Here is a 14,896-nt window from a genome sequence, read left to right as displayed (position 1 = left end):
TCCAATAACTGGCACCTCCCCCCTATATATAGGAAAAGATACGGAATTTCGCCTCACAATACTTGACGAACCTGTGTATTTAAGGAAAAATCGAATTAAAGCAAGATAGGAGCGCCAATGAGCGAGGTTGTTAGTTTCAACGATCACTATCAGGCCCGGTCTGGGACCACCCAGCGGCCGGGCCCAAGAGCGCAATTGACATCCCCTCCTGTGTTTTTTGACCGAAGAGAACTCGCTCAAATCCTTCAAGTTTACGGACAAATGGTCGCCAAATCAGAATGGCGGGATTATGCGATCGGCCAAGAGAAACATCTTTGCGTGTTTGCCATTTTCCACCGAACCACGGAAAAACCTGTCTATCGGATCTTTAAAGAGCCAAAACTGGCAAAAAAACAGGGTGCCTACTCCGTTCAGGCTCAGAATGGCCGAACCTTGAAGCGGGGACAGTCTCTGTCTCAGGTTTTGAAGGTTTTTGACCGCAAGCGTTTTGACACGGTCGAATAGCTCAAGAATAAGCAGACTGTGCGTTTCTGGCTCTCATCATCAGGGTTTGGTCCAATTTCACGGGACGGCGGAATTCAAGGCGTTTCTCGATCAATGGCATAACGGTTTCAAAGTCCCTGACTTTAAGAAGACTATCAATCCAGACCTGCTCGAATAAATCCCGTTGAGCATGGCTCCCACCGATGCTTTGCATTCTGACACGCGCGGGGCCCAGCAAATCGATCACCTTACCAAACTCACCTTTTGCATATGCGACGAACGCTTCAGCCGCAGGAACAGCGACATCCCTCCAGACTGTGCGGGTCATTGCAGGACCTTCTTTCGCTTGCTTATTCATGCCCGCCAGCAGCCCCGTAACCGCCTCTTCTTTTCCGCCGCGGGCCAGCGCGAAAATATACTGCATATCCAAAAATGGCTGATCATTATTGAAACTACGATCGGCGACATAATTGGCAACATCCATCCAGCGATCACCAACATCGACACCGGCAAGTTCTAGACGCCATAACAAGGAAATGGCGTTTATCTGATCCTGACTATAGGTTTTTTCCCGGCCCCAGACACTGCGATCATAAAGAGCCAAAGCTTCATCAAATTCTTCTTTTTCCAAGTGGAAAAGCGCCAGATGCCACCAATTGTGGGTATACATAAATGAATTACATCCGCCCCATTCATCACTGAGCGTTTGCATCCACTGAATACCGTCGTCCAGACGTCCCTGAGTGATCATCACATGGGCAACCGCGTGATGTGCCCAAGGCTCACACCGTTTCATCTCGGTGGCTCTTCGTCCTTCTTCTTCGGCTTCTTCCAATCGGCTCATCTGTTCAAGTCCGAAGGCCCGCATCCCATGAACATAGGCGTTGCCCTGATGAGCGTCCAGCACTTGATCCGCAAGCCACAGCATACCTTCATCATTTCCAAGATTGAAATAAAGGGTCTGCCCGATTTTAGCTGACAAAAGATCTTCAGGAAATTCGGCGGCCAGCCTGCGGTGGCAGGAGATTGCCTTTGTATAATCGGCGTTTCGATGGGCCAGCATCGCTTCAACAAAAAGCTGTTCACGAAGGGTGGCTCGGGGCGCGGCCTCGACAGCGCGGGTAAGATACTTATCTGCTATTGCAAGGCGATCGGGGCTTTCCATGAACAACCCCAACTGGGTCGCCAACGCAGCCAAAACAGCACATTCCGGGTCCGCATCTGACTGCTCAAAGACAACAGCGAAGTCTGTACCATACCCGATCAAACTGTTCGAAAACCGATCAATCGCGTCGATGGTTCCTTCTGACGTCGTTGAAACAGTATTGCCAAACCCGTCCTGCATCATCATGCCTCGTTAATTAAATCCAGCGGATAAATCGGCCGGCGCACATTCTTATATTCAAGCAGCTTGTTATCCGAGGTCGTGACCCCTTTCCCGTCCAAACGCAAAGTTGCTTTTGCAATCGGAGCGAACCCAGCCCGGTAATGAATACGGCTTTTCAGAACCACATACCGTTTGTGCTCTGGCTGGATACCAACAGACGTAAACACTCCCTGATCCCAGGGTTCGTGGTGATTGGACACAATCACGATTTCCATGTTGCCCGTATCCAGAACCGCGGTTGGTCCCATATAGACTTTCACACCTGTATACATCGGCCCCCTGACAGTCCATTCACCATTGCTGATGACCTTAACCGTTCCAGTAATTTCAAGCGGCTCGCCCACCTCGTTAATTGACGGCATATCCGTTTTACCGCCAAGTTTGAGCGTCACAGTATTGCCCACACCGGCTTTTTGCATTTCCTGTACGGCAACTGGGTCCCAAACCGCACCAACGGCGACGTCTTCCAAGCCCTGCCGCATGATTTCTGCAATCACGGTCATCACATCCTGCGTCGCACCAGACCCGCAGTTATCCGCGTGATCCAGCAACAGAATTGGCCCCTCTGTCATGGATTTGGCTTCGGCGACCTTTTCTTCAAGCGGCGCGTGTTTGTAGACAAAATCCTCCCGAAGTGCCCAAGCTTTGGCAAGAATCCGGTCTCTAATAGCATCGGCCTTTACCTGATCACCATCGGTGACAACAATGACGGAGTTACCGGAATCTTTCATATCAGCCAGAGCAAAACCGCCAAAGGCCGTTGCGGCAATGACGCCTTTTTCCTGCTCCGCTTCTTTACACAGTCGGATCAAAGTTGCCATTGGTTCATCATCGGTCCCCTGACACAGGGTCTGGCTTAGAACAGGAACATTTCCCCAGGACATAACGGGATCAATCTTGCCCGCCATACTATCCAGCAGTGCCTGACCAATCTGCATACCCACTTCATACATATCAACATGAGGATAGGTCTTGTAACCGATCAGGGTTGTGCAGTTCCGCACCATCCTGTCTGTCAGGTTACAATGCAAGTCCAGAGTGACAGCAATCGGTAACTCAGGATCAATTTCTCGGATACGCTCAAGCAGAGTACCTTCACCGTCAGGTGTTACTTCCGAGACCATCGCGCCATGCAGGTCCAGCATCGCGGCATCCACCCCATTTCGCACAGCCTCCAAAATCGGCTCGACAAGGTTATTATAGGCTTCTTTGGTTACCAGCCCCGCAGGCATCGCTTCAGCAGCAACAGGCGTAACAATTTCCGCATCAATTGAACGGGCAAGTTCAATATAGGCCCCCATGGGCATCGCGGTTCCTTCATAGGCCTTTAATGCGTCTTCCCCAAGGTGCGCGCCCCAGTCCTGAAATCGCTTCCAGTCAGCAACAATTGGAGAGAAAGTGTTTGTTTCATGTTTCATCATCGCGATGAGAATACGCATCTGGCTCACATTCCGTTAAAATACTATGTTTGCTTTCAAACTATCTTAACAGCTTGATCGCCTCTGCCAAGATAAAAATTCGGGCGGAGAGCGGCCATAAAAAAAGCCCGGATTAAACCGGGCTTTTCTTCAGATTTTCGAACACTCTATTCGCGATTGCCGAGCAGGCTCAGCAGCATCATGAACAGGTTCAGGAAATTCAGGTAAAGAGAAACAGCCCCCATAATGGCGCCTTTCTCAAGAATCTCATTGTCATGTCCGTGGTAATATTCAGACTTGATCCGCTGTGTATCATACGCTGTCAGACCAGTGAAGATCAGAACACCAAGCACAGATACGACGAACTGAAGCATGGAAGATCCCAGGAAGATATTGACGACAGATGCAATCAGGATGCCAACAAGACCCATAATCAGAAACGAGCCCATACCCGACAGATCACGCTTCGTCGTGTAGCCCCACAAGCTCATGGAGCCAAATGTCACAGCCGTGATAAAGAAAACCCGGACAACGCTTTCTGATGTATAGACATGGAAGATGTAAGAGATGGAAACACCGAAGGTAGCGACCATCAACCAATACATGATCTTTGTTGTCTGAACACTTCCGCGTCCCATGATGAACAACATGCCCAATGGCGCCAACATAACAACCCACTGCAATGGTGTTCCAAAGACAGCGTTATAAACAACAGGTGTATTTGCTGTAAATGCGGCGGCAGCGCCACTGAGTGCGAGGCCAGAGGCCACGTAATTATAAACTTTCAGCATATAGGCGCGAAGGCCTTCATCCATCACAGCTTGTTCGGCTGCGCTGGTTTGTGCTGTTTTCATTCTTGTATATTCGGTTGCCATATACCCTTACCCTCTAAGGAATTTAACTTAGGCTAGATATTGGAGTAGTTACCATAAAATTCAAGGAAAATAATCGTGTTTAATCAGATCGAAGAACCGGTGCTACTTTTTCACCAAGCGCCCGCCAGGAGCCAAGCAATCCAAACAGAACCGTAATACCGACACTCACGACGATTGTCCCGACCAGCGTTCCCGGTAAGCTTGTCCATTTTGCTTCAAGTACATCGGTGATAACCAGATAGGCAGCGGCCCATCCGGCAAACGCTGCAATGCAGGACGTCACCAGCCCCAACAGGGCATACTCCAGCAAAAAAGTTTTGAAAATATCGCGTCTTGTTGCACCCAGAACTTTCAAAATGACTGCGTCATACACACGCTTGCGATGCCCTGCGGCAAAAGCCCCTGCCAAAACCAGAATACCCGCAACCAATGTAATGGATGCCGTTGCCGTCACAGCAGACGACAACTGCTCAAGGATTTTGGAAATGGTCTGCAGTGCTTCCTTCATCCGAACAACCGAAATATTGGGAAATTCAGTCGTGATCGTTCGAAACAATGTGGTTTCCGCCTGATCCTGCGCTTTTGCCGTCGCGAGCAGGCTATGCGGGGCCGCAGCCAAAGTATTATGGTCGAAGACGATCACAAAGTTAATCGCAAGCGTACTCCAGTCAATTTCGCGTAAATTTGCGATCTCGGCTGTAATTTCACGGCCCATAACATTCACGGTTAGCGTGTCACCAATTCCAATTCCCATTCCGACCGCGGCTTCCTGATCCATACTGATCAGCGGTTTTCCCTGATAATCCTCGGGCCACCAATCCCCTTCAACAACCGTTGCATTCGCCGGAATTTTCTGGGAATAGGTAAGCCCGCGATCACCGCGAAGCACCCATTTCACGTCACTGGCAACTTTGACTTGTGCCGCGGGGACACCGTCGACAGCGACAATGCGTCCGCGCAGATTTGGCAGATAGTTTACATCACTCACGCCTTCAATTGCACTGGCACGGTCGACGAATTGATCAAGCTGTCTGTTCTGAATATCGATGAAGAAAAACGCAGGTGCATTTTCCGGCAATTGATCCTGGACCTGCGCCCTTAAGTTCCCTTCAATCAAGGCCACCGTGACAAAAAGGGTCAAACCCAATCCCATCGACAAAATCACGCTTGCCGTTGCGGCACCCGGGCGATGGAGATTGGCAATCGCCAGTCGCAAAACAGGAATACTGGCTCTTGGGGCATGACGGGCCAGCCATTGGACGATAAATCCGACTGCCATCAAAATGCTGAAAATCAATAAGGCTGCGACCACAAAACCGATCGCAAATATTTTTTCTTCCACCGTCAGGATCGACAATGCCACCAAGGACATAAAGGTCACGCCGATAAGGAGAAGGTAACGGGGGCGCGGCCAGCGCCGTACGGACACCACATCCCTAAAAAGCGACGCTGCAGGTGTTTCCCGTGCCCTCGCAAGCGGCCAGATCGCAAACAATGTTGCCGTGAGCAATCCGTACGCGGCGGCCAAAATCAGGGGGCCTGCCTGTAACGTTACGACAGCAGGTACCGGTAAGGCCGTTGCCAGAAACTGCGACGCAACCCATGCACCGCCAAACCCGATCACCAATCCGGTAACCGACCCGACAAATGCCAGTATCATCACTTGAAAATAGTGAACACGGAAGATAAACCGACTGCTCGCCCCGAGACATTTCAAGGTCGCGATCGTTTCAATTTTACCATCCAAATAGGCGCGAATTGCATTCCCCACACCAACCCCGCCAACGATCAGGGCGGTCAGCCCGACCAGTGTCAGGAACATGGCCACCCGATCAACAAACCGTTTTATTCCGGGGGCACCGTTGGAACTGTCCGTGATCCGCCACCCTGCATCTGGTTGCGCGACCTTCACGGCATTTCGGAAATCAGGGATACCAGTATCAGGCGCCAGATCCAGTCGATAGTGATACCGGATAAGACTGCCGGGCTGGATCAATCCGGATTTTTCCAGCGCCTGGGTGGAAATAATAACACGGGGTCCCAGACTCATTCCCTGACTGGCTTTGTCAGGTTCATTTTCGATAATCCCACGAACGATGAAAGACAACGTCCCTATTTTCAAAGAGTCGCCAACCGTCACACCCAGCCTGTCCAGTAAAATCGGCTCGACCATGGCACCATAGTTGCCCCCTTCCGGGCGCAGAAGTTCCTGCTCAGAACGCTCTGTGTTGCTTTTCTCAGAAACTGTCAATGCCCCGAATAACGGGTAAAGGTCATCCACCGCCTTTAATTCACTAAGCAACCGTTTGTCGGTTTTTTCCGCTCGAACCATGGCACGAAGGATCTGCGTTTCACTCACTTTTCCCTGTGATCGCAGCCACGTCAATTCGTCCCCACTGGCCGGCCGAGACGTCAACCGAACGTCCACATCACCACCCAGGATAAGCTTGCCGTTCGACCGTAAGCCTTCAGAAATTGAACTGGACAAAGTACCGACCCCGGCAATGGCGGCGACCCCTAACACCAGACAGGCAATAAAAATTCGAAACCCTTTAAGACCGCCCCGCAATTCCCGAAATGTATATCTCAGGGCAAGCATCAGGCTTTCATCAGAACCGGTTTTTCTCATAATGGCTGTGCTTCCACCGGCCGCAGCTGATCCGCTGGCATTTCGACAACCCGGCCATCTTCCACCCGGATCACCCGATCACATTTCGCAGCCAGTTGATCGTCATGCGTGATAAGGATCATTGTTGTATCGTGGGCATCATGCAATTCAAACATCAGATCGACAATCAATTCACCGGTTTTCCCATCCAGATTTCCGGTTGGCTCATCTGCAAGAAAAATCTTCGGCTCCGTACAAACGGCCCGTGCCAAAGCGACCCGTTGTTGTTCTCCCCCTGAAAGCTGGGATGGATAGTGTGTGGCGCGTGCCCCCAGCCCAACGGCTTCGAGTTTCTGCCTCGCCACCTCAAACGCGTCTTTACGTCCAGCAAGTTCAAGCGGGATGGCCACATTTTCCTGCGCGGTCATGGTTGGCACCAGATGAAAGGACTGAAATACAATACCCACATTGTCACGCCGAAACCGCGCCAATGCATCTTCATCCATCTTGTCAAGCTGGTTCCCTGCGACCTCAACCGTTCCCTCGGTTGGCGTCTCCAGCCCCGCCATTATGGACATCAAGGTTGACTTTCCAGACCCGGACGGTCCAACAATACCAACAGTCTCTCCGGCCTGTACTGACAGGTTTATACCACGCAGGATATTGACAGGGCCCGCATCTGAATTAAGTGTGAGATGTATAGAATTTAAACTGACGATCGGCGAGTGGGGCACGTTCATTCCAATGCAAAAACAAAAACATGATTTCTTGGCATATGGCAAATTTACTCGTTTTTTCAACATATTTGCCGTCGTTGCCCTCTTTTTTCTTCAAATTCAGAGTGTAACTGCAAACGAGACCCGCCGCCTTGTCGCTTTTGGGGATAGCCTGACGGCGGGATATGGCCTTCCACAAACCGAAGCCTTTACGGTCCAGCTGGAAGCCGCGCTTCAAAAGGCGGGGCTGGATATAAAGGTTGAAAATGCGGGTGTTTCTGGGGACACCTCGACCGGAGGCCTTCAACGTCTGGACTGGGCGATCGGCAATGGTGCGGACTTCGTCCTGCTGGAACTTGGCGCCAATGATGCATTGCGGGGAATTGAACCTTCCGTCACGCGGAAAAGCCTTATGAAGATAATTGAAAAACTTCAGGAAAAAGACATTCCTGTTATGCTGGCAGGTATGAAAGCTCCGCCCAATATGGGCCCTGAATATCAGGAAGAATTTGATCGGATCTATCCTGAGCTTGCAAAAAAGTACAAGATCGCCTTTTATCCTTTCTTCTTGGAAGGTGTTGCGTCCATTCCCGATCTGAATCAGGAGGACGCCATCCACCCGAACAAAGAGGGCGTTGCGTTAATTGTGGAAAAAATGACGCCATCCCTTGTCGAATTTGTATCCAACCACTGAGTAATCTGGGGCGCACCCGCAAAAAATTTACAGGACAAATTATGGAATATAGAAAACTGGGTCAAACAGATCTGGACGTAAGCGCTATCTGCCTTGGAACCATGACTTGGGGCGAACAAAATACAGAAGAAGAAGCCCACCAACAACTTGAAATGGCAGTGGCGAGCGGCATCAATTTTATTGATACAGCTGAACTGTATCCTGTCCCGCCTAAAGAAGAAACTCAGGGTTTGACGGAAAAGTTTATTGGAAGCTGGATCAAAAATCGCGGGAAGCGGGATGATGTCATTCTGGCCACCAAAGTGGTTGGAAAATCCGATAATACGTATTTTCGCGGAAACGGAGAGATTAGCCGCCTTCATGCACGCCATATCAATGATGCCGTTGATAAAAGCCTGACGCGACTTCAAACAGACTATATCGACTTATACCAACTTCACTGGCCAGAGCGCAGTACCAATTATTTTGGCAAACTGGGCTATGTCCATGAAGAAGAAGAGGATGCTGTCGAGATTCTTGAAACACTGGAAGCCCTGGACGCCCTTGTTAAAAGTGGCAAGATACGGCATGTCGGACTATCCAATGAAAGTGCATGGGGGACCATGCGGTATCTGCATCTTAGCGATAAATACGACCTGCCAAGAATGGTTTCTGTCCAGAACCCTTACAATCTTCTGAACCGATCTTACGAAGTGGGTCTGGCTGAAATCTCGATCCGCGAACAATGCGGATTGCTGGCTTATTCTCCGCTTGCGATGGGTATGCTGAGCGGGAAATATCAAGGGGGTCAAAAGCCCGAAGGGTCCCGTTTTTCTCTATTTACGCGGTTTGTTCGTTACTCCACTGAAATTGCCCACAAGATGACAGACCAGTATGTAGCCCTTGCCAACGAAAATGGGCTGGACCCGTCTCAGATGGCACTGGCCTATATCAATTCACGGCGCTTTGTGACGTCCAATATTATCGGCGCAACCAATCTGGAGCAGCTTAAAACCAACATTGGCAGTATTGACATTAAACTTTCAGACGACATTCTCACAAAAATAGAGGATATTCATAGTCAGCATCCTTATCCTTGTCCTTAAGGAGGTTCTGAAATGCGGTTATTCGTTGCTCTTTCCTTACCCGAAGACGTTAAGCGACGAATTGAAACATTGCGCGGTGGTATTCCAGATGCGCGATGGATATCCAGTGAAAATGCGCATTTGACGCTTTCCTTCCTCGGAGAAGTTCCGGAAGCCGAAATACTGGATATCGGAATGGCGTTAAGCAGAATCTCACACGCCGCATTTGACGTGACAATTGAAAATGTGGGGGTGTTTGGAAATTCCAGGCGCCCCCGTATTCTTTGGGCCGGCATCAAATCCAGCCCTGACCTGATGAGCCTCCAACAAAAAGTAGTGAAGAACCTGGCACTGGCTGGTTTCAAACTAGAGGACCGGCGTTTCAAGCCACATATAACACTTGCCCGGATCCATATGTCGCCTTACGAAAAAGTCCGGCAATATCTGTCCGATAACGCCCTGTTTCGAATTCCTCCCGTTCAGGTCGATCACTTCACATTATTCTCCAGCCACCTTGCCCATACCGGCGCCATTTATACCGAAGAGATGTATTTCGACTTGATCAACGCCCCTGCGACCGCCGAGCAATCCTCACTGGCAAGCATGTCAGGCGAATGACCTAACCTATCGGTTTGGGTCGCGCCGCGCCGCCGAAAAGGCGCCGCCAAAGTGCGGCGCGTCATTCAGCGGATGCTAAAATCCTAAATTGGTTTTCCACCAGGTCGGTAAAGCAAAAGAGGCTTTATGAAGGGCTTCATTATAGTGGCGCCCTTCATGGGCTTTAACCGGGTTTGAATAATCGTAACCATCACGGCTATAGAGGAAAAACCCAAATTCTGCAGCCGGATATAATTGCACGATTGACCGATATCCTGAGACATGAGGCAGAAGATGTTTTTTCTGCATGATGCTGACAAGATTTTGGTCTTTATCTCCGCAAAGCTCCTGCAGGAAATAGGCGCGCTCTTTGCCAACAAAAATACTATCGCTGTCCAGAACAACCCCGGTATCCGTAATGCAGGCTGAAAAATTCTGGCAGAATTCTTCTGTGAAGACAGTGGCCGATGGCCCGACCGGCTCACTCAGGTCAAGAATGATCAGGTCGAACTTATCCCCCGATGCACGCGCCTTTTTCATGTAATCGGCAGCATCACCAATGATTAGCTGAACCCTTGGATCATCATAATTTCCATGAATGCCAAGATATTCCTTTGACAATTCAACGACCCGCTCATCGATTTCAACCATGACAACGCGGGATACGAAATCATGCAGTAACACTTCACGAAGAATGCCACCATCGCCACCACCGACGATCAGAACACTCGCATTTTCACGCACGCGCCCCAATAGCGGCACATGAACAGCCATCTCATGATACATGAATTCATCGGCTTCCGACGCCTGCACCAAACCATCCAATGTCAAAATCCGACCGAATGTCTCATGGTCAAAAATTTCGATTTTCTGGTAGGGGCTTTGCTCTTCATGCAGCTTTTTCATATCGAGCGCATGGGTAAAGGCGACGCCTTCCGTTTCTTCGTGCCACCAAGTACGGCTAATTTCACTAATTTTGGTCATAATACTTTCTCAACGATCCAGGTCGTTCTCAATAATGTGCTTGAGCAATGCTTCTGATGCTGGCTTCAGCAAATCAAAAACATACTCATAATCGGACAAATCACCGTAATATGGATCCGGCACTTCGGTTTCCTCGCTTGCACCAAAATCCAGCATTTTACAAAGTCGGCCGTTAAAATGATCAGGCTTCATGCGTGACAGATTGGCGTAATTATCATTGTCCATTGCAAGGATATACTGAAACTGCTCAAAATCTGAGCTTCGCACCTGACGGGCCCGTAAATCCGACATTTGAATATTTCTGGTTTTGCCAATTAACTGCGCCCGTTCGTCCGGTGGATTACCAACATGCCAAGCCCCGGTTCCGGCGCTATCCGTTATAATCCTGTTCTCAAGATTTTTCGCCGCGACCATGTCCCGAAACACCGCTTCCGCGGACGGTGATCTACAAATATTCCCAAGACAGACAAACAAAACCTGTATCATACTACCCTCTATCCTTGGCAGGCCACGGTTAGGGAACATATACAGGGTAACGATGGAGGTGCGAAGATAGAAATGGCAGGGAAACTTGAAAAAACTGAACGAGATCAGAAAATCGCGACTTTAAAAGGATGGAAAGCTCAATCAGGGCGCGATGCGATTGAGAAAAGCTTTCGATTTAAATCGTTCAATGAGGCTTTTGCCTTTATGACACGCGTTGCATTGACGGCAGAAAAAATAGACCATCATCCAGAATGGTTCAACGTTTACAATCGTGTTGATGTAACGTTGACAACCCACGACGCAGACGGTGTCAGCGAAAAGGATATAAAGCTTGCCGCATTTATGGACAAGGTAGGCGACCCGTAAGCCGCCGCCCTTAAAACGTCTTTATTTCGGCGCCATACGGATCGCGCCGTCAAGACGGATCACTTCACCATTAAGCATCTGGTTCTCACAGATATGCTTTGCCAGGGACGCAAATTCTGCTGGATTACCCAAACGACTGGGGAAAGGAACACTGGCTCCAAGCGAGTCTTGCACATCCTGAGGGAGACTCATAAGCAGTGGTGTTCCGAAAATACCAGGGGCAATCGTCATGACCCGGACACCAACATTGGATAGATCACGGGCAATCGGAAGCGTCATACCAACGATACCCCCTTTGGACGCCGCATAGGCAGCCTGACCAATTTGACCATCATAGGCAGCCACAGATGCCGTATTAATGCAAACGCCGCGCTCGCCGCTTTCCATTGGATCCAGCTTGACCATGTCGTCAGCCGCCCGGCGAATACAATTGAAGGTTCCGATCAGATTGATATTCAGTACCTGCTGGAACTTGTCCAAGGGATGCATTCCGCGGCTTGATACTGTTTTTGCAGCAGGACCGATACCCGCGCAATTGACCAGAATACGCGCAGGACCGTGTGCCGCGCGAGCAGCTTCAAAGCCGGCTTCAACTGACGCATCCTCTGCCACATTTACTGTGAACGCTGATCCACCAATTTTTTCCGCCATTGCTTCGGCAGCCTCAGTATTCAAATCGAAAATAGCAACTTTTGCACCCGCTTCAGCCAGTGCTGTCGCTGTCGCCGCTCCCAAACCAGATGCACCGCCTGTTACAATAGCAGCTTTTCCGCTGATATCCATTATCCGTCTCCCGATAATCTAACGTTTGTTTTTCAAAAATATGCCTCTTGAATACACGTCTCTTGGCAAAAAGGAAAGAACCCTCTGTTGCAAATCAGGGCACGAGCATCATATACAGGAGCATGCAAAAGCCTGATGATGATATCTCCGCGTTTGATGCGGATAAAATGCAGAGTGACAAACGCCTCGTCATGCGGGAGTTTGCTCAGAAGCTGCGCAGCAATCTAGGAAAGATCCCGTTTGCCGAAGATGTGACGGCCTCCTTCTATTGTGCCATGGACAGCAAAAGTCCCGCATTTGTAAAAGCCGTTTTATTTGGCGCCCTTGCCTACTTCATTATGCCAGCAGACGTTATCCCTGATTTTATTGCGGCCTTGGGTTACACGGATGATGCCAGTGTTCTGCTTGCCGCGATGAAAACGGTAAAGAGTCACATTGCGCCTGACCATCGGGAAAAAGCGTTGGCCTTTTTGGAAAAACAACCCCGCCCGGAACCTGCCGAAGACTAGGGCTCAACCGATTGTTCTAACGGCTGCTTTTGAGCTTTCTTCAGGCCCGCTTCACGGCGGACGATATACAGGCTTGAGGCAACAATGATGCTCGCACCAGTGAGCATCCATAAAGTCGGGATTTCACTGAAAACCAGAAAGCCAAAGAGACCAGAAAATACCAGCCGCATGTAATCAAAGGGGGCCACGGCGGTCGCTTCGGCCACACTAAACGCCCGGATTGCACAATAATTTGCCCCGGAACCAAACAACGCACCGCCACCCAGTATGGCCAGTTGTTGCCAGGTTGGCGTTTGCCAAACAAACAGTGCGGGAACAAATGCAATACTGGCCCCGATTACCCCGAAGTAAAACATCATTGTAATTGGATCTTCAGTGCGGCTCAGTTTTTTAAGAAAAACCGACACAAGGGCCACCATAAAAGCGCCGAACAGGGCGACAAAGGACGCATGACTGAACTCACCGTCCGCCTGCACCATGACAAGAACGCCTAAAAACCCAACCCCTGTCGCCAACCAGCGACGCCAGCGAATGATCTCACCCAGAAAAAGAACAGCCAGCAAAATAAGAAAGAGCGGTCTGGTGAAGGTCAATGCCACAGCATCCGCCAGGGGTAAATGCGTCACCGCATAAAAGATGCTCAGCATCCCGGAAATACCAACGACAGCGCGAAAGAAATGAAGTTTGAAAACCTTTGTACGAAGAGAGCCTATCCCTCTTTTAAAAACAAAAGGCAGTACGACGATCACCCCGAAGACAGCGCGGATGAAGCCAAGTTGAAAGCTGTCCAGCTCTTGACCGAGATACTTAATGACCAGGCTCATGATGGAAAAACAAAACCCGCCAAGCAGCATCCACAAGGCCCCTTGGGCATTTGCGGGGATGGTCTCCCATATCCCCAACCACCTCAGTCGCTGGGACGCTGCAAAATTCATTGGCTCTCCCCGACTTTACTAGCCGCATCCTTCGCGTTCTGAACACTTTTCGGGTTTCCAGTCGCCCCGCTTAACCGTGCTTCACGCATGGCAATATAAACCGACGATGCAAAAATAATCGAGGCACCGACCCAAACATAGATACTTGGATCCTGCGCAAAAAACAAAGCTCCGATAATGGCTGAGAAAACCAGGCGGAAGAAATCAAATGGCAGAACATAGGTTGCGTCTGCTACGGCAAATGAGCGGGTAAAAAACAGATGCCCCAGTGTCGCACTCAGGCCCATGCCCGCCACCAGCATCAACTGATCCCAGCTTGGTGTTACCCAGACAAGCATTGCCGGGATAAAAGACATCGGCAAAATGATGATCTGTGTCCAGGCAACAATAGACGGCGTACTTTCAGTCCCGGAAAGCATTTTCACACAGGTGACAGAACAAGCCATCGTCGCGGCGGCCAACAGGGCTGCATAGGCGCCGGTGCTCATATCAATCACACCCGGCCGAAGAATGATCATTGCACCGACAAAACCAACCAGAATAGCCATCCAGCGGCGAAACCGAACAACTTCTTGAAGGACGACGATCGCAAGCAGCGTGCCAAAGATCGGCGCGGTAAAATTAAGCGCGACCGCTTCTGCAAGCGGAATAACCGTTACGGCGTAGAACCAGGCAACCATGGAGACAAACCCGAAAATGCCGCGCACCAGGAACAATCCGGGTCTGCCGGTCTTCAATCCGGAAACGCCATATTTCAGGAACCACGGTGCAAGCGCAATCAGGCCCGCCATATTTCTAAGGAAAACAATCTCAAAAACCGGCATACCACTTGTTGAAAGTGATTTGATCAATCCCCCCAAGATGGAAAGGAACACACAACCGATAATCATTAAAAAAGCAGCCTGTATGGCTGCCGGCGCCTCGCGAAAGGGCCTCAGAAGGGGGAACGAAAACATTTTCCCATAATAGTTCGCATGCGTACCAACTTAAA

At 50.0% G+C, this 14,896-nt stretch carries 16 protein-coding genes; 6 read left to right on the top strand and 10 right to left on the bottom strand.

What is annotated here, in order from left to right; genetic code table 11:
• The first annotated feature begins 117 nt into the window (after positions 1–117).
• Entirely contained in the window at positions 118–504 is a 387-nt protein-coding gene (locus tag OIR97_RS03315) for a DUF2794 domain-containing protein (RefSeq protein ID WP_169546255.1), read from the top strand.
• 1 nt (position 505) lies between these two features.
• Here OIR97_RS03315 and OIR97_RS03310 read toward each other — a convergent pair whose 3' ends face one another.
• The 5 genes from OIR97_RS03310 to OIR97_RS03290 form a co-directional block, all read right to left on the bottom strand.
• Positions 506–1,834, bottom strand: a complete 1,329-nt coding sequence (locus OIR97_RS03310; protein ID WP_169546254.1) for a tetratricopeptide repeat protein — start codon at positions 1,832–1,834, stop codon at positions 506–508.
• Entirely contained in the window at positions 1,831–3,309 is a 1,479-nt protein-coding gene (locus tag OIR97_RS03305; protein WP_169546253.1) for a M81 family metallopeptidase, read from the bottom strand. Before OIR97_RS03305 ends, OIR97_RS03310 begins: the two co-directional genes overlap by 4 nt.
• Positions 3,310–3,455: 146 nt before the next feature.
• Positions 3,456–4,142 (bottom strand): Bax inhibitor-1/YccA family protein, encoded by a 687-nt coding sequence (locus OIR97_RS03300; protein ID WP_267177786.1) that lies wholly within the window; start codon positions 4,140–4,142, stop codon positions 3,456–3,458.
• 100 nt (positions 4,143–4,242) lie between these two features.
• Positions 4,243–6,792, bottom strand: a complete 2,550-nt coding sequence (locus OIR97_RS03295) for an ABC transporter permease (protein ID WP_219821772.1) — start codon at positions 6,790–6,792, stop codon at positions 4,243–4,245.
• Complete coding sequence (locus OIR97_RS03290; protein ID WP_219821771.1) at positions 6,789–7,505, bottom strand: ABC transporter ATP-binding protein; 717 nt, start codon at positions 7,503–7,505, stop codon at positions 6,789–6,791. The genes OIR97_RS03295 and OIR97_RS03290 overlap by 4 nt, the downstream gene beginning before the upstream one ends.
• 10 nt (positions 7,506–7,515) lie before the next feature.
• Here OIR97_RS03290 and OIR97_RS03285 point away from each other — a divergent pair, with 10 nt between their 5' ends.
• From OIR97_RS03285 to thpR, 3 genes are read left to right on the top strand one after another with little or no spacing between them, the layout of a single operon-like run.
• A complete protein-coding gene (locus tag OIR97_RS03285) occupies positions 7,516–8,181 on the top strand; it encodes an arylesterase (RefSeq protein ID WP_169546250.1) in 666 nt (221 codons plus the stop codon).
• 41 nt (positions 8,182–8,222) lie between these two features.
• A complete protein-coding gene (locus OIR97_RS03280; protein ID WP_169546249.1) occupies positions 8,223–9,266 on the top strand; it encodes an NADP(H)-dependent aldo-keto reductase in 1,044 nt (347 codons plus the stop codon).
• 12 nt (positions 9,267–9,278) lie between these two features.
• The gene (gene thpR / locus OIR97_RS03275) at positions 9,279–9,863 is read left to right on the top strand and encodes an RNA 2',3'-cyclic phosphodiesterase (RefSeq protein WP_169546248.1); all 585 of its coding nucleotides are present in this window, start codon (positions 9,279–9,281) and stop codon (positions 9,861–9,863) included.
• Between the two features lie 75 nt (positions 9,864–9,938).
• On the opposite strand, the gene OIR97_RS03270 is transcribed toward thpR, so the two are convergent.
• Positions 9,939–10,826, bottom strand: a complete 888-nt coding sequence (locus tag OIR97_RS03270) for a spermine/spermidine synthase domain-containing protein (protein WP_169546247.1) — start codon at positions 10,824–10,826, stop codon at positions 9,939–9,941.
• Between the two features lie 9 nt (positions 10,827–10,835).
• Positions 10,836–11,312 (bottom strand): low molecular weight protein-tyrosine-phosphatase, encoded by a 477-nt coding sequence (locus tag OIR97_RS03265; protein WP_169546246.1) that lies wholly within the window; start codon positions 11,310–11,312, stop codon positions 10,836–10,838.
• Positions 11,313–11,384: 72 nt separating this feature from the next.
• Here OIR97_RS03265 and OIR97_RS03260 point away from each other — a divergent pair, with 72 nt between their 5' ends.
• Positions 11,385–11,678 carry a 4a-hydroxytetrahydrobiopterin dehydratase gene (locus OIR97_RS03260; RefSeq protein WP_169546245.1) on the top strand — a complete coding sequence of 98 codons (294 nt, stop codon included), beginning with the start codon at positions 11,385–11,387 and terminating at the stop codon, positions 11,676–11,678.
• A gap of 21 nt (positions 11,679–11,699) precedes the next feature.
• On the opposite strand, the gene OIR97_RS03255 is transcribed toward OIR97_RS03260, so the two are convergent.
• Positions 11,700–12,461 carry an SDR family NAD(P)-dependent oxidoreductase gene (locus OIR97_RS03255; protein ID WP_169546244.1) on the bottom strand — a complete coding sequence of 254 codons (762 nt, stop codon included), beginning with the start codon at positions 12,459–12,461 and terminating at the stop codon, positions 11,700–11,702.
• 122 nt (positions 12,462–12,583) lie between these two features.
• Between OIR97_RS03255 and OIR97_RS03250 the strand changes: the two genes are divergently transcribed.
• The gene (locus tag OIR97_RS03250; RefSeq protein ID WP_169546243.1) at positions 12,584–12,970 is read left to right on the top strand and encodes a YkvA family protein; all 387 of its coding nucleotides are present in this window, start codon (positions 12,584–12,586) and stop codon (positions 12,968–12,970) included.
• Here the strand turns inward: OIR97_RS03250 and OIR97_RS03245 are convergent.
• Positions 12,967–13,905 carry a DMT family transporter gene (locus OIR97_RS03245; RefSeq protein WP_169546242.1) on the bottom strand — a complete coding sequence of 313 codons (939 nt, stop codon included), beginning with the start codon at positions 13,903–13,905 and terminating at the stop codon, positions 12,967–12,969. The genes OIR97_RS03250 and OIR97_RS03245 overlap by 4 nt on opposite strands.
• Entirely contained in the window at positions 13,902–14,795 is an 894-nt protein-coding gene (locus tag OIR97_RS03240) for a DMT family transporter (protein WP_169546241.1), read from the bottom strand. The genes OIR97_RS03245 and OIR97_RS03240 overlap by 4 nt, the downstream gene beginning before the upstream one ends.
• Between the last annotated feature and the right edge of the window lie 101 nt (positions 14,796–14,896).

The sequence above is a fragment of the Sneathiella aquimaris genome, assembly GCF_026409565.1.
Lineage (GTDB): Bacteria > Pseudomonadota > Alphaproteobacteria > Sneathiellales > Sneathiellaceae > Sneathiella > Sneathiella aquimaris.
Note: the sequence above shows the minus strand (reverse complement) of the source record. Positions and strands in the feature narration are given on the sequence as shown.